This window comes from Nostoc linckia z4, from assembly GCF_002608075.1.
In the GTDB taxonomy this organism is placed as follows: Bacteria; Cyanobacteriota; Cyanobacteriia; order Cyanobacteriales; family Nostocaceae; genus Nostoc; species Nostoc linckia.
On the sequence record NZ_LAHA01000045.1, the window covers coordinates 42,441 to 64,387 of the forward strand.

The 21,947-nt window shown below is 40.7% G+C and carries 20 protein-coding genes and 2 pseudogenes; 14 read left to right on the forward strand and 8 right to left on the reverse strand.

Annotation, left to right across the window (positions count from 1 at the left end):
• Window positions 1-3: 3 nt before the first annotated feature.
• Window positions 4-1,254 (reverse strand): MFS transporter, encoded by a 1,251-nt coding sequence (locus VF06_RS27410; RefSeq protein ID WP_099069059.1) that lies wholly within the window; start codon window positions 1,252-1,254, stop codon window positions 4-6.
• A 266-nt stretch (window positions 1,255-1,520) separates the two neighbouring features.
• Window positions 1,521-2,183: a LuxR C-terminal-related transcriptional regulator gene (locus VF06_RS27415; RefSeq protein WP_099069060.1), complete on the reverse strand. Its 663-nt coding sequence runs from the start codon at window positions 2,181-2,183 to the stop codon at window positions 1,521-1,523.
• Window positions 2,184-2,283: 100 nt separating this feature from the next.
• Here VF06_RS27415 and VF06_RS27420 point away from each other — a divergent pair, with 100 nt between their 5' ends.
• The 3 genes from VF06_RS27420 to VF06_RS27430 all read left to right on the forward strand — a co-directional run bounded on the left by VF06_RS27420 (window position 2,284) and on the right by VF06_RS27430 (window position 3,778).
• Window positions 2,284-2,940 (forward strand): DUF3386 domain-containing protein, encoded by a 657-nt coding sequence (locus VF06_RS27420; RefSeq protein WP_099069061.1) that lies wholly within the window; start codon window positions 2,284-2,286, stop codon window positions 2,938-2,940.
• Between the two features lie 158 nt (window positions 2,941-3,098).
• Entirely contained in the window at window positions 3,099-3,416 is a 318-nt protein-coding gene (locus VF06_RS27425; RefSeq protein ID WP_099069062.1) for a hypothetical protein, read from the forward strand.
• Window positions 3,413-3,778, forward strand: coding sequence for an aspartyl protease (locus tag VF06_RS27430; RefSeq protein ID WP_099069063.1), 366 nt, complete (start codon window positions 3,413-3,415; stop codon window positions 3,776-3,778). The genes VF06_RS27425 and VF06_RS27430 overlap by 4 nt, the downstream gene beginning before the upstream one ends.
• A gap of 49 nt (window positions 3,779-3,827) precedes the next feature.
• On the opposite strand, the gene VF06_RS27435 is transcribed toward VF06_RS27430, so the two are convergent.
• From VF06_RS27435 to VF06_RS27445, 3 genes are all read right to left on the reverse strand, one after another.
• Window positions 3,828-4,574: an ABC transporter permease gene (locus tag VF06_RS27435; protein ID WP_244918032.1), complete on the reverse strand. Its 747-nt coding sequence runs from the start codon at window positions 4,572-4,574 to the stop codon at window positions 3,828-3,830.
• 390 nt (window positions 4,575-4,964) lie between these two features.
• Window positions 4,965-5,783, reverse strand: coding sequence for an ABC transporter permease (locus tag VF06_RS27440; protein ID WP_099069064.1), 819 nt, complete (start codon window positions 5,781-5,783; stop codon window positions 4,965-4,967).
• Window positions 5,784-5,899: 116 nt separating this feature from the next.
• A complete protein-coding gene (locus tag VF06_RS27445; protein ID WP_099069065.1) occupies window positions 5,900-6,892 on the reverse strand; it encodes an ABC transporter ATP-binding protein in 993 nt (330 codons plus the stop codon).
• A 328-nt stretch (window positions 6,893-7,220) separates the two neighbouring features.
• Between VF06_RS27445 and VF06_RS27450 the strand changes: the two genes are divergently transcribed.
• The 3 genes from VF06_RS27450 (at window position 7,221) to VF06_RS27460 (ending at window position 9,795) form a co-directional block, all read left to right on the forward strand.
• On the forward strand, window positions 7,221-7,613 hold the full coding sequence (locus tag VF06_RS27450) for a carboxymuconolactone decarboxylase family protein (protein WP_099069066.1): 393 nt from the start codon (window positions 7,221-7,223) through the stop codon (window positions 7,611-7,613).
• Window positions 7,614-7,740: 127 nt separating this feature from the next.
• Window positions 7,741-8,562 (forward strand): alpha/beta fold hydrolase, encoded by an 822-nt coding sequence (locus VF06_RS27455; protein WP_099069067.1) that lies wholly within the window; start codon window positions 7,741-7,743, stop codon window positions 8,560-8,562.
• Between the two features lie 117 nt (window positions 8,563-8,679).
• Window positions 8,680-9,795: a redoxin domain-containing protein gene (locus VF06_RS27460; protein WP_099069068.1), complete on the forward strand. Its 1,116-nt coding sequence runs from the start codon at window positions 8,680-8,682 to the stop codon at window positions 9,793-9,795.
• Between the two features lie 249 nt (window positions 9,796-10,044).
• Here VF06_RS27460 and VF06_RS27465 read toward each other — a convergent pair whose 3' ends face one another.
• Window positions 10,045-12,000 (reverse strand): serine/threonine protein kinase, encoded by a 1,956-nt coding sequence (locus VF06_RS27465; protein WP_099069069.1) that lies wholly within the window; start codon window positions 11,998-12,000, stop codon window positions 10,045-10,047.
• 609 nt (window positions 12,001-12,609) lie between these two features.
• On the opposite strand from VF06_RS27465, the gene VF06_RS27470 reads away from it, so the two are divergent.
• The 4 genes from VF06_RS27470 (at window position 12,610) to VF06_RS27485 (ending at window position 17,647) form a co-directional block, all read left to right on the forward strand.
• Complete coding sequence (locus tag VF06_RS27470; RefSeq protein ID WP_099069070.1) at window positions 12,610-13,890, forward strand: Pvc16 family protein; 1,281 nt, start codon at window positions 12,610-12,612, stop codon at window positions 13,888-13,890.
• A complete protein-coding gene (locus tag VF06_RS27475) occupies window positions 13,887-15,872 on the forward strand; it encodes an ATP-binding protein (protein ID WP_099069071.1) in 1,986 nt (661 codons plus the stop codon). The genes VF06_RS27470 and VF06_RS27475 overlap by 4 nt, the downstream gene beginning before the upstream one ends.
• A gap of 185 nt (window positions 15,873-16,057) precedes the next feature.
• Window positions 16,058-16,897 carry a uroporphyrinogen-III synthase gene (locus tag VF06_RS27480; RefSeq protein ID WP_099069072.1) on the forward strand — a complete coding sequence of 280 codons (840 nt, stop codon included), beginning with the start codon at window positions 16,058-16,060 and terminating at the stop codon, window positions 16,895-16,897.
• 450 nt (window positions 16,898-17,347) lie between these two features.
• Window positions 17,348-17,647 carry a ferredoxin gene (locus tag VF06_RS27485; RefSeq protein WP_099069073.1) on the forward strand — a complete coding sequence of 100 codons (300 nt, stop codon included), beginning with the start codon at window positions 17,348-17,350 and terminating at the stop codon, window positions 17,645-17,647.
• A gap of 167 nt (window positions 17,648-17,814) precedes the next feature.
• Here VF06_RS27485 and VF06_RS27490 read toward each other — a convergent pair.
• A pseudogene (locus VF06_RS27490) lies at window positions 17,815-18,386 on the reverse strand (transposase); the annotation flags it as partial.
• 97 nt (window positions 18,387-18,483) lie between these two features.
• Between VF06_RS27490 and VF06_RS27495 the strand changes: the two are divergent.
• The 3 genes from VF06_RS27495 to VF06_RS27500 all read left to right on the forward strand — a co-directional run bounded on the left by VF06_RS27495 (window position 18,484) and on the right by VF06_RS27500 (window position 20,247).
• Window positions 18,484-19,281 (forward strand): nSTAND1 domain-containing NTPase, encoded by a 798-nt coding sequence (locus VF06_RS27495; protein ID WP_218963837.1) that lies wholly within the window; start codon window positions 18,484-18,486, stop codon window positions 19,279-19,281.
• A gap of 72 nt (window positions 19,282-19,353) precedes the next feature.
• The gene (locus tag VF06_RS41325; protein ID WP_180267377.1) at window positions 19,354-19,521 is read left to right on the forward strand and encodes a hypothetical protein; all 168 of its coding nucleotides are present in this window, start codon (window positions 19,354-19,356) and stop codon (window positions 19,519-19,521) included.
• Between the two features lie 405 nt (window positions 19,522-19,926).
• Window positions 19,927-20,247: a DMT family transporter gene (locus tag VF06_RS27500; RefSeq protein WP_099069074.1), complete on the forward strand. Its 321-nt coding sequence runs from the start codon at window positions 19,927-19,929 to the stop codon at window positions 20,245-20,247.
• A gap of 639 nt (window positions 20,248-20,886) precedes the next feature.
• Here VF06_RS27500 and VF06_RS27505 read toward each other — a convergent pair.
• The gene (locus VF06_RS27505; protein ID WP_099069075.1) at window positions 20,887-21,705 is read right to left on the reverse strand and encodes a type 1 glutamine amidotransferase; all 819 of its coding nucleotides are present in this window, start codon (window positions 21,703-21,705) and stop codon (window positions 20,887-20,889) included.
• A gap of 39 nt (window positions 21,706-21,744) precedes the next feature.
• Here VF06_RS27505 and VF06_RS39610 point away from each other — a divergent pair.
• Window positions 21,745-21,947 (forward strand): annotated as a pseudogene (locus VF06_RS39610) (hypothetical protein); the annotation flags it as partial.

Consider the following 21,947-nt stretch of genomic DNA (forward strand, 5'->3'; position numbering starts at 1 on the left):
TGCCTACTCTCCCACCCCAGCTAACTCTCTAGAGCTTCCCGAATGGGGTGTAGATTTAGTTTCTGGCATCAAGAACCAAAAGAAAGCTAAAGCAGCAGCAGCGATCGCTGCCATACTTAAAAAACTAACGTTGTATCCTGCTTCTTTAGCGACAAAACCAGCCAAGGAGTTACTTAGAGAAGCCCCAATCCCAACGGCAGCCCCAATTGCCCCTTGCGCTAAATTAAAGTGTCCTGTTCCTTTAGTTAAATCGGCTATTACCAAAAGCTGCATTACGCCAAAAATTCCTGCGCCTATACCATCTAGTAATTGTACAGATACTAAAAAGAATGGATTATCGCTGAGGGTATACAACACACCGCGAATCGGCAATACTAGAAACGCCAATAAAAATATCGGTTTACGCTTGCTGCGGCTCGCCCGTTGACCGACTAAAATTCCTAGTGGCACCATCACTAGTTGTGCTGTGATAATGCAGGCAGACATGAATAAAGGCGGACTACCACCTTTGTGGTGAGCCAGTACTTCACCGACTAAAGGCAGCATTGCAGCGTTAGCAAAGTGAAATAATATTGCACACATAGCAAAGATTAGCAAGCGGCGATCGCTCAACATTTTGGTAATATTAGAAACATGAACTTGGCGATCGCCATCATCACCCCCTCGTGCTAGTCGGTAATCAATATCTTGTTTGCGAATTCGTAATGTACAAGTAATTACTGCTAGTGACATCAGGGCGATGAAATAAAAAATACCTGCTTGACCAACAAACTGACCGATTAATCCTGCCAGTAATGCTGCTACTACATTTCCCGCCGAACTCAAAGTTTGGTTACGCCCGATGCGGCGTTCAATTCCTTGTCGTCCAACTAATCCTAGAGAAATGGCAGCGATAGTAGGGCCAAAGAACGCTCCAGCTATGGCAGTCAAAGATTGGGCTGTTAAAATGATGGGGAATGATGGAATAATAGCTATAAAAATTGAACTAATAGCAATTAAAACTGCCCCTACGACAATCAGCGATCGCTTCTGTTTAACTCGATCAATTAAGGCTCCAGCAGGCGTTTGAGCTATTACCCCCGCCAATCCAGAAATAGTCATTACCAAACCTACTTGTGCTGGGTTCCAATGCAGACTTGACGTGAGGTAGACAACCAAAAAAGGCCCTACACCACCTTGAATATCTGCTAGAAATACATTCAACCAATCCAGTGCAAATAAACTTTGCCTGCGAGATTTCAAACGCGTCACCATAATTCCCCCCTGTTGCAGTACTTTCCAAAGTTGGGCTACGCATTCTTCTCGTGCAAAAATTATGCCAATTCAAAAAAATTCTGATGCCTTAAACTGGCATCACCGTGCCAAAACGGAAAAATTGTACGCTAAGGCTCTATTCCTTGCTACGCAAGCATCTTAGCCACTGATTTTTTACCCTTCCCCTTTTCCCGACTTCTGCAAGAAGTCTCTTGTACCAGGTTGCAAAATGCGCGGGCGACTCATAAATGTATCCTTGATGAAACTTATATATCTTGCAGTTTTGCCACCAATTCTGCACGCGCTGAAACCTTCAATTTCCGAAACATTCTCTTCAAGGCTTGCTTGACGGAATTTTGAGTAATCCAGAGTCTTTCGCCGATTTCTGCATTTGTTAATCCCTGCGCCACCAATTCGGCAATTTCTAATTCACGGGGTGTGAGAGGACTTGCTAAAAGCGAATTGGAGATTTTTGGTTTTGCGCGTAGGGTTGCCATTTTTGCTGACAAATGAATGCATAAAGCGCTTAAGTCAGCTAAATCATTGCCATTAAAAGGAGGATTTCCCTTGTCACGCGCTAGGTTAAGGGTTCCGATAAGACGACCATCGCAAACAATTGGCCCGGTCATGACGTGTTCGTGGTCGTGGCGGGAGCAAAAATGCTTCCAGTCTCCTGGAGATAATAATAATTGCTCGTGAGCCGGAGCGTGACGCTCAACCACGTAGCGTCCCACTGGATTGCTTTCTAAGCAGACTGCTGGAATAGCTGGAATATCAATCTCAGCGGTTGGTTGTTCGTCTAGGAGATAGATACCCCAATTTTGCACGCCAAAATGGTCGCTAATTTTGTCCGTGAGAGCCAGTCTTAATTCTTGCTCGTTTTGGACGTTAGCGATCGCATGAAATACGGCGTGAAGAGAATTAACCATAAGTGTACCCAGTTGGGGACTATCCAAGCCTCAACAATTACTTCTATGCTAATACCAAGAATACTAAAACGCTAATTACAGTAGCGACTAGGAGAAGCACATGACAGTTACACAACTCTCTGCTCAGGAACTTTTCCGGGCTGCTTATGAGAACCGCTATACTTGGGACAAAAATTTCCCCGGTTACACTGCAAATATTACCTATAAGCATGATAATAAGGTCTTCACAGGCAAAGTAATTATCAACGCCAATCTCAAAGCCGAAGTTTTGGACGTAGAGGACGAGTCAGCCAAGCAAGCAATTCACGGCCAAGCTTGGGAAATCGCTATTCACCGCGTCCGTCGCAGCTTTGAAGATACCCACAGCGCCAATACCTTTAGCTATGGTAAAACTGACGAAACTGGTGCAGTTGAACTTTTAGTTGGTGGTAAGGCTGACGGCGATAAATACAAAGTCCGCAACAATGAAGTGTGCCACGTTCACCGCCTCATCCACGGTACTTTTGTGACAATTGACACCTTCAGCAGCCACGACACTGGCGAAGGTTACTTATCTCACACTTATGATTCTGTCTACCACGACCCCAAAACTGGCGAACAAAAGGGCGGTAGAAGCGAATTTACCGATGAGTACGAAAAAGTGGGCGATTATTTCATCTTAAATCGCCGCGAAATTCGCACCGAAATCAATGGGGAAGTGTCAATTCAAGAATTTGTTTTCTCTGATATCAAATTGTTGGAACCTGTTGCTGCTTAAGTAATATTTGGCATTATAAATTAGTAGCGATCGCTCTTGATTTTCGAGGAGCGATCGCTTTTATTTTTTGGTGCTTTTATTCATGGAGATTGTATGGCGATTGCTTGGTATATAATCAATGATATAAAAAATCAACTGTTTTGCAGAGAGTAAACAAAATGACACAACTATCTTCTAATCACACACCGCGTCGAGGAAGAATATTTCCAGAAAGTCAACTATCACCTGAAGAAAAAACACGACGTAAGGCTAAAGATGAGATATTTTATCAGCGTTGTAGAGTAATATTTGATAGAGTTCAACCACAATTAATTAAAGAACACTATGATTGGTTCATAGTTATAGAACCTGATAGCGGAGAATATTTTATAGATCCCAATGAAGATCTTGCTAGGCAAAAAGCTCGTGAAAGATATTCTGACAAGATGCGTCTTATGATGCGAATCAATGAAACTGGAGCCTGCGGTAGAATATGATTTTCGGTGAATTTAATAGTAGAGGAGAGTTAATTTTTGAAATTAGTTTGATTGCGGCTGATGGTGATGTTATCCCAGTTCAAGCACTATTAGATACAGGCTTTACTGGTTGGTTAGCAATTGATAACCAAGATGCTCTGAGTTTGGGATGGTTGGGTGATAATCAAAGAGAAGATATGCAGACAGCGAGGGGACTCACACAGTTTAATCTTTATCAAGGAACTATACTTTTAGGCGAGAAAGAGTTCTTGATTCCAGTATTGGGAGGAGATGAACTGCAAGACATTCTCTTGGGTGTACGTTGGTTACGAACAAAACGATTAGTGGCAGATTTTCCAGCAGGAGTGTTGACATTAGGATAACGGCTTATTTGAAAATAAAAATAAAATTTTTCTTATATATACAGTCCTATTAACTACCAGTTGAACAGTAGTATCGCTCACCTAATTTCCAAACTTTAAGTGTAACGATCAAAAATAAAATTCCTGCCATTGGAGAGACGTAACAAAACCACAAAGGTACTAAAAATGTATCTTGTTTTTCTAGAACTGCAAGCAAAGGAAAATAGCTCACGCAAGCAAGGGGTATGAAGTAAGTGAAAAATCTTTGAAACCACTTGCTATAAATTGCAAAAGGATATTGAGCAGTTTCCACTCCGCCATAAGTGAGGATGTTCATAATTTCCAAAGATTCAATAGTCCAGAATGTCAAAGTTGCTTGGACGATAACTATACCTAAAAATAGTGCGATCGCTCCAATAAAGGAAGTGCCTAAAAGCCACGCAATTTTAATCGTAAAAGAAATATGGAGAGTTGACAGCGACCACCATGTAACGACAAATCCTTGAAAAAATCTACCAATTCTTTTTAAGGTAAATTCCGTGCCTAGAAGTTGCAGCACTGTAGCGCGTGGACGAAGCAGTAAACGGTCAAAATCACCGTTTTTAATTATTCTTCCAAATGAATCAAACCCTCGTCCTAAAGCATCAGCACAGGCAAAAGAAATATTAACCATTCCATAAAATAGAGCTACTTCATTCAAAGTCCACGTACCAATACTATTAAAACGAGTAAAAAGCGCCCAGATGCCAAAAAATTCCACTACAGTTACTAAAAACTGTCCTAAAATTTGAAGTAAAAAGGAAACTTTATACTGCATTTGCGATTTTAAAGATACTGAGATATATCGAATGTAGAGAAAAAAATTATTCAAAAACATATTAATTTTAAATTTTGCATTGCAAATATAATTTTAAAATGTAGTAGCGTGTCAAAGCTAAAATGTTGCAATAGATTTTATTGTGGGATGGGTGTCCTCACCCGTCCGGGCGGGCAGGATGCCCACCCCACAAGAGTTTACTAATGCACTATTTTAGTCTAGACACGTCAGTAGGGTGTGTTATGGCGTAACGTCTAATGCACCTCAATACTAAGTATTTTAAGACTGTGCGTTGCACTGCGTGACAACACACCCTAATAATTGAAAATTTTTATAATTAGATTTTGAATAATTCAATCCAAAATCCAAAATCCAAAATCTCAAATTGTCTTATCCTCCTTGAATTACAAGTTTTTTCACACCCTGTTTTACAAGAAAACGCCCAAGAATAACTATAATAAATATCCAAAATAATTGATGTAACAATACATAAAATATTTCGTTTGGTAGAAGATTACCAGTAAAAAGTCGAAAAGGCCGATCCATAAGTCCTGAGAAAGGAAGTGCATTTAACAAAGGCTTGAACCACTCAGGAAAAAGTGGCAAAGGAACAATCATGCCAGAAAAGATAATAATCAAAGTGGGGAGGATATTATTAACTCCTTCGCCAGAAAGCGTCCACATCATTGATATAGTCAGAAGCATTGTTAATGCAGATGAAAGTAGAATTGCAGCAATAAAGGAGATAAAAAAGGCAAAAAAAGCTGCAAATGAGGGTGGAAAAGAAAGCGATCGCTCCGAAAACCCCATCAGTGGAAAAATCAACATTGTTACAGTCACAAGAGGAATAGCACGCAAGATAACGGGTGCTGTGCGAAGCGCTAAAGCACGAGTAAACCAGAAATTATAAAGGTCTGTAGGTCGCAGCAAATCGTAGCCGACTGCACCGGATCGGATTAAATCTTGAATCTCGCGATCGCCTGACCAAGGAGCGATCGCCATTAAAAACGCTTGTCCCAGCCATACATATCCCACAGCCTCTTGAAGAGTCATAGGTTGAGTAGAGGTGGTATGAGTGAAAAATGCCTCTAGAACCATTACTTTTACAAACCCCCAAAAAAACTGAGTTGCAACTCCAGCCAATGCAGCTGTCCGATATTGCAACAACAGCGCAAATCTCGCAATAAATAGTGACCAATATGCTTTCATAACTAATAGTAAATAAGGAGCCAGAATTCAGAACTCAGAATTCAGAACTCAGAATTCAGAAGTAAAATTGGCTTAATGTTTGACTAGTAATCCAATGACCAATGACTAATGATAAATTAATATAAAATTCCTCCTGACTTGGCATAAAGTTCAGCAACTATTTCCTCAATCGGTGGATTTTCGACAAAAAGATCCGCGACTTCATTTTTTGAAGTTACTTGATTAATAAGAGATGCAGCAGAAAGCTTTGTAGGATCGAAAGCCAGAGTTACAGTACGACCTTCTTTAGAAATGATACTAACTCCTTCTTCTTCAAAAAAGAAATCATCATTTATTAGGTCTATTCTTAAGTATCGACGTGAGGAAACTTGAGAACGCAATGCTGTCAAAGTTCCATCACAAAGAATCTCACCGCCACCAATAATAATGACGCGATCGCACAATGCCTCGATATCATCCATATCATGGGTAGTCAGGATAGTAGTTACTTGATGAGTTTTATTCAAGGTTTTGATAAATTTTCTGACCGCAAGCTTTGAAACTGCATCAAGGCCGATAGTTGGTTCATCGAGAAATAGAATTTCTGGTCTGTGCAACATTGCGGCGGCAAAATCACATCGCATCCTTTGACCAAGGCTTAACTGTCTCACGGGAGTATAGAGAAAACTCTCAAGACCAAGCAAATCAATCATTTCTTGGCGTGTCTTGCGATATCCTGAATCAGGAACGCGATAAATATCCCGCAGCAAATCAAAAGACTCAATTACTGGTAAATCCCACCAAAGTTGCGATCGCTGGCCAAACACTACTCCAATACGACTAACATGGCGGATTCTATCTTTCCAAGGAGTTTGCCCGCCGATTATACATGTTCCGCTAGTTGGTACTAAAATACCACTTAAAATTTTAATAGTAGTCGATTTTCCCGCTCCATTTGGCCCAATGTATCCTACAAGTTCTCCTTGTTCAACAGAGAATGAAACTCCTTTCAAAGCATGAACGATTGTTGTTTTTCGCTGCACAAGACCTTTAACGGAACCAAAAAATCCAGAGGAACGTTGAGACACAAAAAAACTCTTTTTCAAGTCTTCCACAATAATCTGAGGCATATACAAATCCTATTTGATTGGTAAAGTTAATCGTGTAGGTAGGTAGCCAACTTGTATTGAGCGTAGTCGAAGTATAGTAATCCGATTTGATTCCTGAAATTATCTGCGTAGGTAGGGAACAGGGAATAGGGAACAGGGAACAGAAAAGAAGGGTATAGATGTGTACTGAATCTTGTTCAAAAATCAAATAGGAGTCCTATATAAGCAACAGATATTTTTAATGAATAATTTAAGATTCTATATATTGCTCGTCTTTTATTATTAGTAAAATGCTCTATATGAAAATTTAAGTGTTCTCACTTATTGGGAAACTAAATTATATCGAAATATGACTAAACTCATTGAGTACGAACAAGCCACCGACGAAGTGCGTGCAGTATACGACGATATTCGCGCCACACGCCAAAATGACTATATCAATAATTTCTGGAAAGCCATAGCTAACCATCCTCCCACCTTGCAACGAACATGGCAAGCGGTGAAAGAAGTTATGACTAGTCCTGGTGAAATCGATCCACTGATGCGGGAACTGATTTATATTGCCGTGAGTGCCACAAATGGCTGCGAATATTGCATTGCCTCGCATACAGCCTCGGCACGTGCCAAGGGAATGAATGATACCATGTTTGGGGAATTAATGGCGATCGCTGCCACTGCCAATATGACTAACCGCCTGGCCAATGGCTATCAAATTCCTGTGGATGAGCGATTTAAAACATAGAAATTGCTACTCAAAAAGTAAAAATTAAAAAAGTAATTTACATAAATATAAAAGGCAGATAATTATTTTTGTCTTTTACATTTTTACTTTTTCTTCTTATTACCAGCTATTCATAAAAATATTAATTATGCCAAAGATTAAAATTAACGGAATTGATTTGTTTTATGATATTAAAGGAACGGGGGAACCTTTAGTATTAATAGCTGGCTTTCTTTGCGATCATGCTTATTGGTCGCTGATTATTCCGTCTTTGGTTTCAAAATATCAAGTTATTCGCATAGATAACCGGGGTATGGGGCGGAGTTCTGCTCCTGACAGTCAATATAATATTAAACAAATGGCTGATGATATTGCAGCATTGTTAGATTATATCGGCATTGATAAGGTACATTTAGCAGGTCATTCGATGGGCGGTCAAATTGCCCAAGAACTAGTTTTAGCATACCCTCAAAAAATACAAAGTCTGATGCTACTTTCATCTTTGGCAAAAGGTGATGAATTATTCAACAGCATCATAAAAACTTGGGGTGAGCTTCTCAACCATGTAGACTTAAAACTCTATGAAAAAATCGTCTTGCCTTGGATATTTACAGATACATTCTATTCAATTCCTGGAATGATAGAAGGTCTCATTGAATTTGCCATCAAATATCCCTTCCCACCTGCAACTCATTCACTTTATCATCACAGCCAAGCCATGCTTGAGTTTGATACAACAGACCGCCTACAACAAATTCATTGTCCCACCTTAGTTTTGGTTGGGAAACAAGATATTCTCACACCACTCAAATTTTCCCAGCAACTTGCTCAAGGTATTCCTAATGCTGAACTTGTAGTCATCAACCGTGGTGGTCATGGTTTTTTAATTGAGTCTTCAGATGCTGTAGTTTCAGCAATGCTCAATTTTTTACAAAAGTTAAAGCCTGCTTATACTAATTTTGGGTTTTAGTCATTAATCATTCATAATAACATCGAAAATCTTTTAATCGAAAATTTGCAAATCTTGTGATTGCTCCATGAGGTCAATCCAAAATCTAAAATCTAAAATCTAAAATTACTTAATCCTATGCAACCTCTTACTGTTGGCGACCCAATTCCCTGGTTTATTCTTCCTTCAACCTCAAACCCGAATTTTCACTTTAACTCGGTTGGTGGATACCGTAGTGTTTTGTTTTTTTTCGGAAGCTCAAAAAACAATTATAGTCGCCAGATTATTGATGAATTCTCTAAAAGGCAGCAACAATTTGCTTACTACAAAGTGCCTTTCTTTGGTGTCAGCATAGACCCAAATGACACTTTTTTGGCAGAATTAATTGAAAATAAAACTTATTTCAAATTTATTTGGGATTTTGAAGGGAAAGTTAGCTTTCAATATGGTGTTTGCCAACCAAGGAATCAAGAAAGCAATGAATTACAATATAAACCAACAATTTTTGTTTTAAATGAAAATTTACGAATTATCAAAGTTTTGCCAATTTCTACTAATACTAATTCTTGCGAAGAAGTGTTTGAATTTATCAAAACTTTACCTGCGATCGCTGAAAATATTCCCGCAACTAGACAAGCACCTGTTTTATTTATACCAAATGTTTTAGACCGAAGTTTTTGCCAGCATTTAATCAATTTATACGAAGGAGACGGTGGTCAAGAGTCTGGCTTTATGCGACAAATCGATGGCAAAACAGTTGGAGTTTATGACTATGATTTTAAAAAACGTCGAGACTATTTAATTTCTGAACCTGAATTATTAAAGCAAATCAATTATCTGATTATGCGACGAGTTAAACCAGAAATTGAAAAGGCTTTTCAATTCACCATCACTCGCTTTGAACGCTACCTAGTATCTTGTTACGAAGCAACTGATAAAGGCTTTTTTAATCGTCATCGCGATAATACTACAAAAGGCACTGCTCACCGACGGTTTGCTATGTCATTAAATCTCAATACCGGCGCTTATCAAGGTGGTGATTTGCTGTTTCCAGAATATGGACTCCAGCTTTATACTCCAAATGTTGGAGAAGCAGTGATTTTTTCTTGTTCGCTACTCCATGAGGCTACCCCAGTCATCAACGGACGGCGGTTTGTTTTACTGTCATTCTTTTACAACGAAGAAGATGCTAAGTTACGCCAAGAAAATACCAAGTATCTTGTAGTCAACAATAGCGAAGCTGATAATCAATAAAAAAGCAAGATGATGTCATCAAAATATATAGGAATCCGATTTGACTAATGAACAAAGCTACGCTTTGTCTCCCCTCCCCGAACTACCGGGGAGGTAATTAAGGGGTGGGGTGCAATGGCTGTGGAAATCATAACTAATTATGCGGACATGATATTAGATGTGAGAATTATTAACAGTCAACAGTCAACAGTCAACATTAATATTTTTCACAACTCAAATAGGATTGCTATATATGCCATTAGCCAAATATTAGCTGTGGATGCGATCGCTATTCGACAAACTTTGCTCGTTAGTCGAGTTTTGAGAAGATTGGATTTGAGTATATATAAAGGTTACTACTCCTAAAGTCAGTCCAATTGCTAAGATAATTCCCAAGATTCGCAAGAAATTAGGAGTATTTCCCGTAGCTGAGTGCTGATTTAGTCTTGGCTGATAAATAGTTTCATCGGTTGGTACGTGCGGTTTGTTTTGATGAGATACAGGTCGCGGTTGATACAATGTTTTATCTAATGACGGTTCTGGTCTATTAGTATTAGACACAGGTCGCGGTTGAAATAAGGTCTTATCTGTTGGTAGTGGCGGTGTATTTTGATGAGAAACGGGTCGCGGTTGAAATAAGGTTTTATCTGGTGGTAGTTGTACTCCACCTTGATTGGATGCAGGTCGCGGTTGAAATAAGGTTTTATCTGGTGGTAGTTGCACTCCACCTTGATTGGATGCAGGTCGCGGTTGAAATAAGGTCGCATCCGGTTTGCTGGGATTGGGGTTATTCACAGGAGTTTGTTGAGAATTGTAATTCTGTGGTTGGTTTTGCTCCACTGGGTTAAAGGATCTGTTAATAGTTTCGTAATTTGAGCCTTGATGATAGGCGTCTGGAGGACGAATAATTGTGTCGTCGTTGAATGTTTCGTAATTTGAGCCTTGATTATAAGCGTCTGGAGGGCGAATAATGGTGTCGTCGTTGGATTGTCTGGGAATGGTTTCGTGATTTGAGCCTTGATTATAGGGGGCTGGAGGGCGAAGAATCGTATCGTCGTTCGATACTGTTTCGTGATTTGAGCCTTGATTATAGGGGACTGGAGGGCGAAGAATCGTATCGTCGTTTGATACTGTTTCGTGATTTGAGCCTTGATTATAGGGGGCTGGAGGACGAAGAATCGTATCGTCGTTTGATACTGTTTCGTGATTTGAAGCTTGGTTGTGGAGAGGTCGTGGCGGCTGCACAATAGCCCGTCCTGGTACGCTGTGAATGTCGGTGGCAAATTTGGCAGCAGCTTGCAAAGAGCGATCGAGTTCTTCTACACTGGCAAATCGGTTAGCTGGATTTTTGTGCAGGCATTTCATCACCACCGCTTCCAATTGTTCGGGCAAATTCTCGCAGCCTGGTTGCTCCCGCAATGGTTTCGGTGGCTCGTAAGCATGAGCTAATACCCAAGAAGCTTCGCTGATTTGATTACCCTTGATACTAATCCCAAATGGATCGGCTGCACTCAGCATTTCATAAAGGATAATCCCCAAGCTGTAAATATCACCCCTAGCATCCAAATTTTTATCACTTTGGATTTGTTCGGGGGGCGCATAGCGAAAAGTACCAATAAATGTACTAGTAATATTTGTAATACCAGTATTTTCCGAAGAATCGCTACGGATTTTGGCAACCCCAAAATCTAAAATTTTTACCCACTCTCCCAAATCCGTAGGTACCAAAAATATGTTATCTGGTTTCAGGTCGCGATGAATTACTTGAATATGCTCGGCGGTTTTTCCTGCTTCTCGTTGCAGAGTTACTCCTTTATGGGCCAGTTGGAGACCTTTGCAAGCTTGCGCCATAATTTTTACAGTGCGCTCCACAGGTAAGCGCTTTTCCCGCAGCAATAATTGTCTGAGGGTTTGTCCCCGTAAATATTCCATTACGTAAAATGGAAAACCTTCTGGAGTAATTCCACAATCACTAATTTTTACTATGTGGTCGCTTTGCAGGGCTGCACACACAGCTACTTCACGCTCAAAACGCTTTCTCATTTCTTGTGAAGCCACCAGGGTATCTTTGAGCAACTTCAACGCTACCTGCTGACCTACACGGGTGTCCGTTGCCAGGAAGACTTCTCCCATGCCACCACCGCCTAACCGTCGGTCTAAACGATACCGCTGGTTATCACCTACGAAGCGACCATTCCAAGAATTTGAAGAAGGTGGGGATTTCATCAGGGGGAACCCATCCTAAAGTTATTTGAAGGTGTTAAGTTTAATTCAAGATAGGACTATAGCAATCGATTTTGATTTTTGAACTCCTACAGCTGAGGTAGGCATAGGAAGCAGGAAATCAGGAACCAGGCTGTGCCAGTAGTACGGAATTTTTTCAAAAATCAAATAGCAATTCTACAGTATTACGTAATAATTCAGAGATTGGGAACAAAGTATCTTGACTAGGCTCCTCATTTCTTACAGTATTACAAATTTTTTGCTTGTTTGATGTTGATTATGTAAAATCTTAGTAATTTATATTACTCACTCTTATCTAATTATACTCAGCCTAGCATATTAAAAACTTAAAATAATAGGAATATTTTGATAAAATGCTCAAGCCTATGACATGCCCTAGCTAAAATTAGTTCCTGAGAAACACTGAGCTACGGACGAAAAATAAGTGACGAGGATCGGGAATTAGCGATCGCCAATTGGAAGTATATTCATAGTACCCAGTTCCCAGTCTCCAGTTCCCAGTCCTTAAATATTTAAAGTTTTGCAAAATATATCCTGTGAATGTGTCCTGGCGTACATGATTAAAATGTGCTATTGCCATGAGGAACGAGGATGAGTAAGGTACTCTCTATAGCCGCAGTGACAGCAGTACTAAAAGTTTTGCTGGAAAACGGTTTAGTCAGCGATCCCATCGCTGCTAGTGTTGGTGATGTCATTGTAACTGCCCTACCGCCCGATCGCATTTCAGTTGAAGCTGACGAACGCGCTCAACTCAACCTCTTTCTCTATCAAGTGACGCAGAATCGCAATGTCGATTGGGTATCCCAGGAATTTCGCAGCAGGCACTCGCGTCTAAATGGAAATTTGCCTTCTACGACTCCTCCATTAGCTCTCGATCTCCACTATTTATTAACAGCCTACGGAGCCAAGGATTTTCAGGCAGAGCTTTTACTAGGCTATGCAATGCATTTGTTACACAAAACACCATGTATTACAACGGATATTATTGAAAATACTTTAATCAATGCAACCGCAACTAATACTTCCACAGCTTTTTCCCAAGCTGTGGCTGGGGTGTCTGTATCTGATTTAGCACAAGCAATTGGGCAAATCAAACTCACTCCAGAGTTTTTCAATATGGAAGAAACTTCTAAGTTATGGTCTGCTTTACAAACTCACTATCGACCTTCAGCTACCTATCTAGCATCAATGGTATTGATTGAGAGTAGCAAATCTGATGACCTTGAAGGCTTCTACATGATGCCCTTGTCTCAACCGAATATCGAGCAAGTAATACCTCTGGAAAAAACCGAACATCAGCAAATGATTGTTGCTGGCACAACATTAATGATTCGTGGAAAGCGGTTACGCGGTGATATCACCAGAATTCGATTGAGTAACACTGAGACATTACTAGTTCCTCAAGATGTAAAGGAAACGCAAATCAGCTTGTTAGTACCAGTAGATTTATACCCAAGCGTGCAAAGTATCCAAGTGGTACATTTGCCAATGGGCAACATCGGACAAACAGAAGGGATAGTTGAATCAAACGTTGCAGCTTTTGTCCTCCATCCCACAATTACGGCCTTCGTTGCTGGAGTGGAAAACATCGGTGAGAATTTACGTTCAGCAGAAATTACCGTTAAATTCCATCCCAAAGTCGGCAAAGCACAGCGTATAGTTTTGCTCCTCAGTGATGTGTCAGCCCAAAGTTTGGTAGCTTACTCTTTCTTGGTTCCATCCCGCAGTGAAGATACTGATGCAATTACTATTCCTGTGAAAAATATCAAGCCAGGAACTTATATTGTGCGGGTGCGGGTAGATGGCGCAGAAAGTCCATTGCACAAAAACCAATCTGGAGAATATGATTCGCCACAGGTAACAATTTCATGAACGCTACAACTATCGATTGGGATCGGGCAAACTACCGCTACCTATCAGCAGCCCTAGCCGTAGTCCGGGGGATTTTAGAAAATCATATTGCCAGTTCGCAAAATCAATCTGAAGCAAAAAACTACGACAATTTACAGCAAGCACTCCAAGAAGCTGCTGCTGCTATGCCTGCACCATCGGCATTGGATAGAATCTGCAACATGTTTAGACTCTCATCCTTTGAGAGCAATTTGCTGTTGTTGTGTGCAGGTATGGAATTGAATGGAGATCTTGGCAAATTGTGTGCTAAAGTACACGGCGATTCCCAGCGAGCCTACCCAACCTTAAGTTTAGCTTTAGCAACTTTACCCCACGTCCACTGGGATGCCATCGCCCCAAATGCTCCCCTACGCCACTGGCGGTTAATTCAAATTGGTGATGCCCACGCCCTCACCCTCAGTCCCTTGAGAATCGACGAGCGGATTTTGCATTACCTCACGGGCATCCAATACCTTGACGAACGCTTAGCTGGCATCATTGAACCATTACCAGAAGTCGGCGATTTAGTACCGTCTCACGAAGAACTGGCAAACCGGGTTGCAGCTGTATGGTCGCAAGCTCATAAAATAAATAGCTTGCCAATTGTACAATTATGTGGTGCGGAAAATAGTAGTAAACGCGCGATCGCCGCTAGAATTTGTCAACTCCAGGGTTTGAGTTTGTGGATAATGCCCACACAACTCATTCCCCAAGCACCGAGTGAATTGGACAATCTAATTCGGTTGTGGACTCGCGAGACAATTTTGAGTAGGTGTGCTTTACTCCTAGATTGCAACGAACTCGATAGCAATGATACAGCACGACTCCAGGCCATCGCTCACTTCATCGAACGCGTCAACGGCTTTTTAATCGTTACCAGTCGGGAACGAATGCGCCTCACACAGGGCTTAGTAGTTAGTTTTGACGTACATCAACCAACAATCAAAGAACAAGGTGGAGTTTGGCAAGATGCATTAGCGGGGATTGCACCACAAATGAACGGGCAAGTGAAAGCCTTGGTGGATCAGTTTAATTTGAGTGCTGCAACTATCCGCGCCGCCTGTGCAGAAGCCGCAGGGCAACTAGCACAAAAACCAGAAACCGATATTGGCGATATTTTATGGGATGCTTGCCGCATACAAGCACGGCCGCGCCTGGATGAACTCGCCCAACGAATCGAGCCGTCTGGAGATTGGGACGATTTGATATTACCAGAACCCCAGAAACAAATACTCCGTGAAATTGCTGCCCACGTGCGGCAACGGAGTACTGTATATCACAATTGGGGGTTTGCTGGCAAAGGAGGGCGGGGATTGGGAATCAGCGCCTTATTTGCAGGTAGTAGCGGCACAGGTAAAACCTTGGGGGCAGAAGTGCTAGCACATAGATTGCGCTTAGATTTGTATCGCATTGACTTGTCATCGGTAGTCAGTAAATACATTGGCGAAACAGAAAAGAATCTGCGACGGGTGTTTGATGCTGCCGAACAAGGTGGAGTAATTTTGTTATTTGATGAAGCTGACGCTTTGTTTGGTAAACGTAGTGAAGTTAAAGATGCACGCGATCGCTACGCCAACATCGAAGTCAGCTACTTATTGCAACGTATGGAAAGCTACCCAGGCTTAGCAGTTCTGACGACTAACCTCAAAAGTGCAATTGATACAGCCTTCCTACGGCGGATTCGTTTCGTGGTGCAATTCCCCTTCCCCGACACCGCACAACGAGCCGAGATTTGGCGACGCGTCTTTCCACCCAACACACCAACCGCAGACTTAGATGCAATGCAACTGGCACGGCTCAATGTGGCTGGCGGTAATATCCGCAATATAGCCTTAAATGCAGCTTTTCTCGCCGCCGATGCCGGCGAACCCGTGCAGATGAAACACGTATTGCGGGCTGCCCAGACAGAATATACCAAATTAGAGAAACCTTTGACTGATGCGGAAATAGGCAGCTGGACGTGATTTTATAGCGTAGGCTGAAAAGGTATAGCAATCCTAAATCATTCATGAGAAATTTAGAACCCATTGGGCGAATAGAATTCGCTACTACACAAACAAAGTCCACCTACGTGGACTTCATATAATAATCCGCGTAGGCGGGTTTCGTCTGTGTAGCCGTTTCAAAATATTATGGACAAAGTTCACCAATGCACATCGAAGCCACAAAAATTAACTTGCTTACTCCATGTAGTGAATTACCTCTACATAACAAGAGAATTTTAGTTACAGCACCGAGAAATTATGCTTATAGGTTGTCTGAAGAAATCATCAAAAAAGGTGGTTTACCTGTTTTGATGCCTACTATCGAAACCTGTTATTTGTCAAACTATACTCAGTTAGACAACGCTTTAAATCGCATAAAAGAATTTGATTGGATTATCTTCACAAGCAGAAATGGAATTATTGCATTTTTTCACCGCATGAATGATTTAAAAATTTCTATATCTGTGTTAGAAAATTGCCAATTATGTGCATTAGGAAAAGATTCAGAAAGCTTATTCTCCTTTAGCGGCAAGGTAGATTTAATTCCCAAGGAATCAAGTCCAACCGGAATAGTTGCTGAATTAAGAAAAATGAGTCAAATTCACGAAAAAAAACTGCTAGTGCCGGCTCCAGAAGTTGTGGATTTGCCCGAACCTAATGTTATACCCAATTTAATTACAGACTTAGAAAATTTGGGCATCAATGTAACTCGCGTACCTACATATATGACGCGAAGTATAGATAAAAATATTTACAGTATAGAATTAGACTTGATTCGTCAAGGAAAAATCGATGTTATTGCTTTTAGTAGCACAGCAGAAATAGAAAGTTTTTTAAGAATGGTCAACTCTCCAAGGGATTACAGAGATTGTACCATCGCCTGCTTTGGCCCCTACACAACAGCCAATGCAGAAAAATTGGGAGTTGAAGTTTCTATCGTGTCCACAGATTATAGTTCATTTGCGGGATTTGCTGAAGCGATCGCCAGATTTTTTGTTGTTTAACTCATCCCCCGGCTTTACCTGGTGAGGATTTCGAGTCATTAGTAGTTATATTTAATTTATGGTATTTAGTAATACTAATGACTAATGACCACTGACTAATGACTAAAATAGACTTCTTGCATAAGTCGGGAAAAGGGGAAGGGCAAAGGGGGAAAGGTTTGGTATTTTCCCTTTCCCCAATAAAGATGTATCCCTTTGACCACAAGAGTCCAAAAAGCAATTGATTGCAAGAGGTCTAATGACTTGGTATGACAATTCCTCCCATCGCCAGAAGCAATGGGCTTCCTTGTCGTCTTTCGGTGATTTTTCTACCCACCTTTTGGTAGATGTAAACTAGCTCCACCAGCCGATTCTTGAATTTAGAACATTCAACCAGAATTAACTCTAGACTAGCTGCACATAAACCCGTAGTATCGAAAATGGAGTTTATATTTAGTTAGGGATTTTTACATGGCAACTTACAACGTCACATTAAAGACCCCAGATGGCGAACACACAATTGAAGTTCCTGATGATGAGTACATCCTAGAGATTGCTAACGAAGAATACAATCTTGACTTACCCTACTCCTGCAACGCTGGTTCTTGCTCTACCTGCGTCGGCAAGCTGATTTCAGGTACAATTGACCAGTCAGATCAGAACTTCTTGGACAACGATCAAATGGATGCAGGATGGGTTCTTACCTGCGTTGCTTATCCCACTTCTGATTGCGTCATCGAAACCCATCAAGAAGAAGCGCTAAACAGTTAACTTAACAAATCTGGATAATCAAGAGCAAGTTTTTAGGGTGCGTTAGGGACATTGTTTCTAACGCACCTCAAATCTTAAGTACTGAGCTAAGTACAGCGATACAAATAAATCTAACTAGCAATAATCGTCATTTGTCATTTGTAAGAGATTATTTATAAAGTAAATCTTTAGAATACAAGACAACGCAGCATAATACGAGTCATAACAGCATATATGGCTGCTTCATTCATTTTTGAGAGACGTTGATAATCCTTGTTGAGACGGTGGTATTGGTTCAACCAGCAAATGTTCTTTCTACTACCCGGTGTTTTGGCAAAACCCGAAATTCTTGCTCAGTACGCAGTATGACTTGAACATGAGCTTGAATCATCAATCAAGCTGAAAGCGGAAATTTATACCGTCATAACCGGAATCAACCCATAAAACTTCTACTTTTTCCAATAAATCAGGGCGCTCTTCTAGCAGTTCCATTAATGCGTAGGCAGCAAGTACCCGTTTGGGCAGATTCACTTCACTGACAATAACTTTCAACGACAGTCCCATACTATCAACTAGAGTCTGCCGCTTTCTTCCTTTTACCTTTTTACCCCGTCAAAACCGTGCACTTACCCTTTTTTTGGTCAGTCTTGACCGACTGACTGTCTGCGGCGTGCGCTGTTGGTTGTGTTGATTTGCCTAGTTTTGTACGAACTTGGCCCCGCAGTGTATGGTTGAATTTTTCCCAGACTTCCTTGCGCTGTCATTTGCGATAGGAACTTTAATTCCAGATCCTGATTTTTGCTCTGGTTAAATTTTTTAGTAATTTTTTCAATAAATTACTAGAAACATAGATTTTTTTGACTTATTCAAGTATTAGCAGTAATAATTTTTTATGTGTTCAGCCTGCTGATATTTCTGTTGATGATAATCTCCCATGTCCTTATCGTGGGCTGTTTCACTTTAATCCAGAGGACGCTGAGTTTTTCTTTGGACGTGATGTGTTTGTTGCAGAACTTTTTAGGGCAACTCAAATCCGTAGCTTTATTCCTGTACTCGGTGCATCAGGGAGTGGCAAATCTTCAGTAGTATTTGCCGGACTAGTACCCCAATTGCAAAAAGAAGGTCATTGGAAATTTACTCATTTCCGTCCAGGTTCAGATCCTTTCCATGCATTGTCTTTGGCACTTGTTCCCCTTTACGAGCCAAACCTTGATGTTACTGACCGGATAGCTCGCGCACGTAAATTAGCTGGCTATTTTCGTGACGATCTTCCTGTGTCTGATATTTTTGTCCAGATTCAACAACAACACCCCAACGATCGAGTACTGCTAATTGCCGATCAGTTTGAGGAACTTTATACACTCTGTGGTGATGAGGAGATCCGCCGTAGTTTCCTGGATAAATTATTAACTAGCTTTCAATCTCCTACAAATAAATCCCCACCTTCCACTGTGTTAGTTGCAACTATGCGGGCTGATTTTTTGGGGAATGCGCTCTCATATCGCCCATTTGCAGATATGTTGCAAATGGGCGATATCAAGCTGGGAAGCATGAATCGCGAAGAACTTTCCCAAATAATTGAAAAGCCTGCTGTAAAATTAGGAGTTAACTTTGAAGCTGGACTAGTGCTCTGTCCCATTAGTTCTGATGGGTAAACTCATTCTTAATTTTTCTTTCTTTGCGCTCTTTGCGTCCTTTGCGGTTCGTTTATTAACCCCGCAAAATTAATGGGACAGACCACTAGTGATGATAAAACGATAATTTTGTGGAATTTGACTGACGATTTGTGGTATTCCGGTCTCGATCGCTTACTGGCACGTAATTGTGAGCGCGTGCGTGGTTATTTACAGAATAATCCCAATGTCAGCCATACCAACAGGCATTTATGCGACTAGATTATCAAATAATAATTAGATGTCCTTCCAAAACCCGCAAAATTGAACCCAGTCCTTGGTTAGAGACTATTTATAAAGTAAATCTCAAGGCGAGTAGAAAATAAATCTTGGAGTATAGGATACATGACATATAGTGTATTTACATAATTATTTTAGATTTTAAATTTTGGCTTGATAATTTTTTTTATTATACAAAATTGTGATGCGAGGTATTGTTTGAAATTTTGGGAAGAGCTTTGTAGTCAAGGCTTTTAATTCAAAATACTTTCATTTAAAATCTAAGATTAGTATTAAAATACACTATAATTGAGTTAATGGGCTTGCGAATAAAAAATATCTTTGGATTGAATTTTTGAATTTTTCTAGAGATAATAAAAGCCTAATAACCAACTGCTTACAACAGATATGTCAATAAGTTGGATTTACCTCATTGCAGCAATTCTTTTTGAAGTTTCAGGTACAACTTGCATGAAATTATCAGAAGGATTTACTAAAATAGTCCCTTCAGTATTTATATTTATTTGTTATGGATTTTCTTTTACTTTTTTGACTCTGGCTCTCAAAAAACTTGAAGTTAGCGTGGCTTATTCTGTTTGGGCTGGATTGGGAACAATCACAGTCGCTATGATTGGTATAATTTGGTTTCATGAATCTGCGACATTAAGCAAACTCATTTCCATTGTCTTAATCATCATTGGGTTAATTAGTATAAATTCTGCTCGATGATTCAAAAATTCAAAATTCACGTATTCACAAACTTGAGCAAAATCTAGCTTTTGGAGAATTGGTAAGTAGCTCAACCTAAAAAAACGTCATACGTAGATGTCAATAAATGTAGGGTGTGTTATGCCGTAGGCTAACGCACCTCTGTAGACTGTACTATAGCAATTGAGGTGCGTTACTATCATTGTTTTATGTTTAATTAAGTTGACCTACTTATCAAAATATTCTGTTTGACAGCAACAACGATTTCCTCAGATAAAAAATACCTCGTCTAGAGGGACGAGGGAAATTAACCAAAACTCATCATTCTGTTGATTGCTGCTGTAGCGATTACATCAGCAATTTTCTTGTTCATTGAGTAGAGCAAACTTAGCTGAATGTACTTAAAAGTATAGTAAACCTCGGTAAATATAGCCCACAAGTAATTGACTTTTATACTTTACCAAAGACCATGACAATCATGCAGCCAAATTGGCAAGTTTTTTATACACTGAGTCAGAAAGAACATTCAGCAAATAGCGAAAACTTAGGGAACTCTAAAAAATAAATTGTTCCTATTTAGGTCGTTGACTGTTCACTGTTGACTGTCAACAGTGAACAGTTAACAGTCTTCTGTGGAATATTTTTTTACTTGGAAGTTCCTTAAACTTGTGTTGTCGTGCGAGTTGGTAATGTAACCTTTAATCGCTGAAACATTGCTTCTCGTCCTTGGACAGCAAGACTATCGTCTAATGGTTTTAGAGTAATTGCCTGTTGATACTTTAGCCGCAATGCAGTTTGAATCAACCAATCAGCCACGAAGGGATTTTTAGGTAACAAAGGGCCGTGAGAATAGGTAGCGATCGCATTTCGATAAAACGCTCCCTCTGTCCCATCTTCACCATTATTACCTAAGCCGTACACTACTCGCCCCAAAGCTTCTACTTTTCCGAGTTTGGTACGTCCACCGTGATTTTCAAAACCCACTAAATACGGCGTACTACCCGTCATCTCTGCTAAATCTTGCGCCAAACGTGAGGCTGTAACTTCAATGACTAGATTACCAATACAGCGCTTAGTATTTTCACCAGGATGTACAGAAACTAAATCGAGTATTCCCAAGCCATCAATACGTTGTCCCAAGCCTGGTTCGTAATAATGTCCCAGCAATTGGGGAGAACCACAGGTAAAAACCCCTGGTGTCCCATTTTCAATTTTCTCGCGCATCGCGTCAGCCTTAGCGCCTTGCAAATCACGCATGACAATTTCTTGCTGACGGTCTTGTGCGCCACCACCCACTATGACATCTACAGATTTAATATCATCTGCTGTGGCATTTTGGTCTAGGGGTAAAACTTTAACACTGCATCCCCGCCACAGAGCGCGACGTTCTATAGTAATCACATTACCGCGATCGCCATAGGTACTCATCAGCGTCGGATACAACCAACCAATTGTTAATTCTAAATTTTGTAAACTCATAATTTTAGCGACTGGGGACTGGGGAAATGGGGCATGGGGATGGGGAGATGGGGGGATGGGGAGATGGGGGGATGGGGAGATGGGAGAGGGGGGAGACAAGGGAGACAAGGAGAGAAGTCTGAGCGGAGGTTTCCGACCATCAGAACTTCGGAGAGAAAGATTGCTACCTTGTCTACCTTGTCTACCTTGTCCTCTTCCCATCCCCAATGCCCAATGCCCAATACTCAATGCCCAATGCCCAA

Bases quoted from the DNA above. Each gene is read 5' to 3' on its own strand.
- VF06_RS27410 (WP_099069059.1), bottom strand. From the start codon at position 1,254: ATGGTGACGCGTTTGAAATCTCGCAGGCAAAGTTTATTTGCACTGGAT.
- VF06_RS27415 (WP_099069060.1), bottom strand. From the start codon at position 2,183: ATGGTTAATTCTCTTCACGCCGTATTTCATGCGATCGCTAACGTCCAA.
- VF06_RS27420 (WP_099069061.1), top strand. From the start codon at position 2,284: ATGACAGTTACACAACTCTCTGCTCAGGAACTTTTCCGGGCTGCTTAT.
- VF06_RS27425 (WP_099069062.1), top strand. From the start codon at position 3,099: ATGACACAACTATCTTCTAATCACACACCGCGTCGAGGAAGAATATTT.
- VF06_RS27430 (WP_099069063.1), top strand. From the start codon at position 3,413: ATGATTTTCGGTGAATTTAATAGTAGAGGAGAGTTAATTTTTGAAATT.
- VF06_RS27435 (WP_244918032.1), bottom strand. From the start codon at position 4,574: ATGCAGTATAAAGTTTCCTTTTTACTTCAAATTTTAGGACAGTTTTTA.
- VF06_RS27440 (WP_099069064.1), bottom strand. From the start codon at position 5,783: ATGAAAGCATATTGGTCACTATTTATTGCGAGATTTGCGCTGTTGTTG.
- VF06_RS27445 (WP_099069065.1), bottom strand. From the start codon at position 6,892: ATGCCTCAGATTATTGTGGAAGACTTGAAAAAGAGTTTTTTTGTGTCT.
- VF06_RS27450 (WP_099069066.1), top strand. From the start codon at position 7,221: ATGACTAAACTCATTGAGTACGAACAAGCCACCGACGAAGTGCGTGCA.
- VF06_RS27455 (WP_099069067.1), top strand. From the start codon at position 7,741: ATGCCAAAGATTAAAATTAACGGAATTGATTTGTTTTATGATATTAAA.
- VF06_RS27460 (WP_099069068.1), top strand. From the start codon at position 8,680: ATGCAACCTCTTACTGTTGGCGACCCAATTCCCTGGTTTATTCTTCCT.
- VF06_RS27465 (WP_099069069.1), bottom strand. From the start codon at position 12,000: ATGAAATCCCCACCTTCTTCAAATTCTTGGAATGGTCGCTTCGTAGGT.
- VF06_RS27470 (WP_099069070.1), top strand. From the start codon at position 12,610: ATGAGTAAGGTACTCTCTATAGCCGCAGTGACAGCAGTACTAAAAGTT.
- VF06_RS27475 (WP_099069071.1), top strand. From the start codon at position 13,887: ATGAACGCTACAACTATCGATTGGGATCGGGCAAACTACCGCTACCTA.
- VF06_RS27480 (WP_099069072.1), top strand. From the start codon at position 16,058: ATGCACATCGAAGCCACAAAAATTAACTTGCTTACTCCATGTAGTGAA.
- VF06_RS27485 (WP_099069073.1), top strand. From the start codon at position 17,348: ATGGCAACTTACAACGTCACATTAAAGACCCCAGATGGCGAACACACA.
- VF06_RS41325 (WP_180267377.1), top strand. From the start codon at position 19,354: ATGGGACAGACCACTAGTGATGATAAAACGATAATTTTGTGGAATTTG.
- VF06_RS27500 (WP_099069074.1), top strand. From the start codon at position 19,927: ATGTCAATAAGTTGGATTTACCTCATTGCAGCAATTCTTTTTGAAGTT.
- VF06_RS27505 (WP_099069075.1), bottom strand. From the start codon at position 21,705: ATGAGTTTACAAAATTTAGAATTAACAATTGGTTGGTTGTATCCGACG.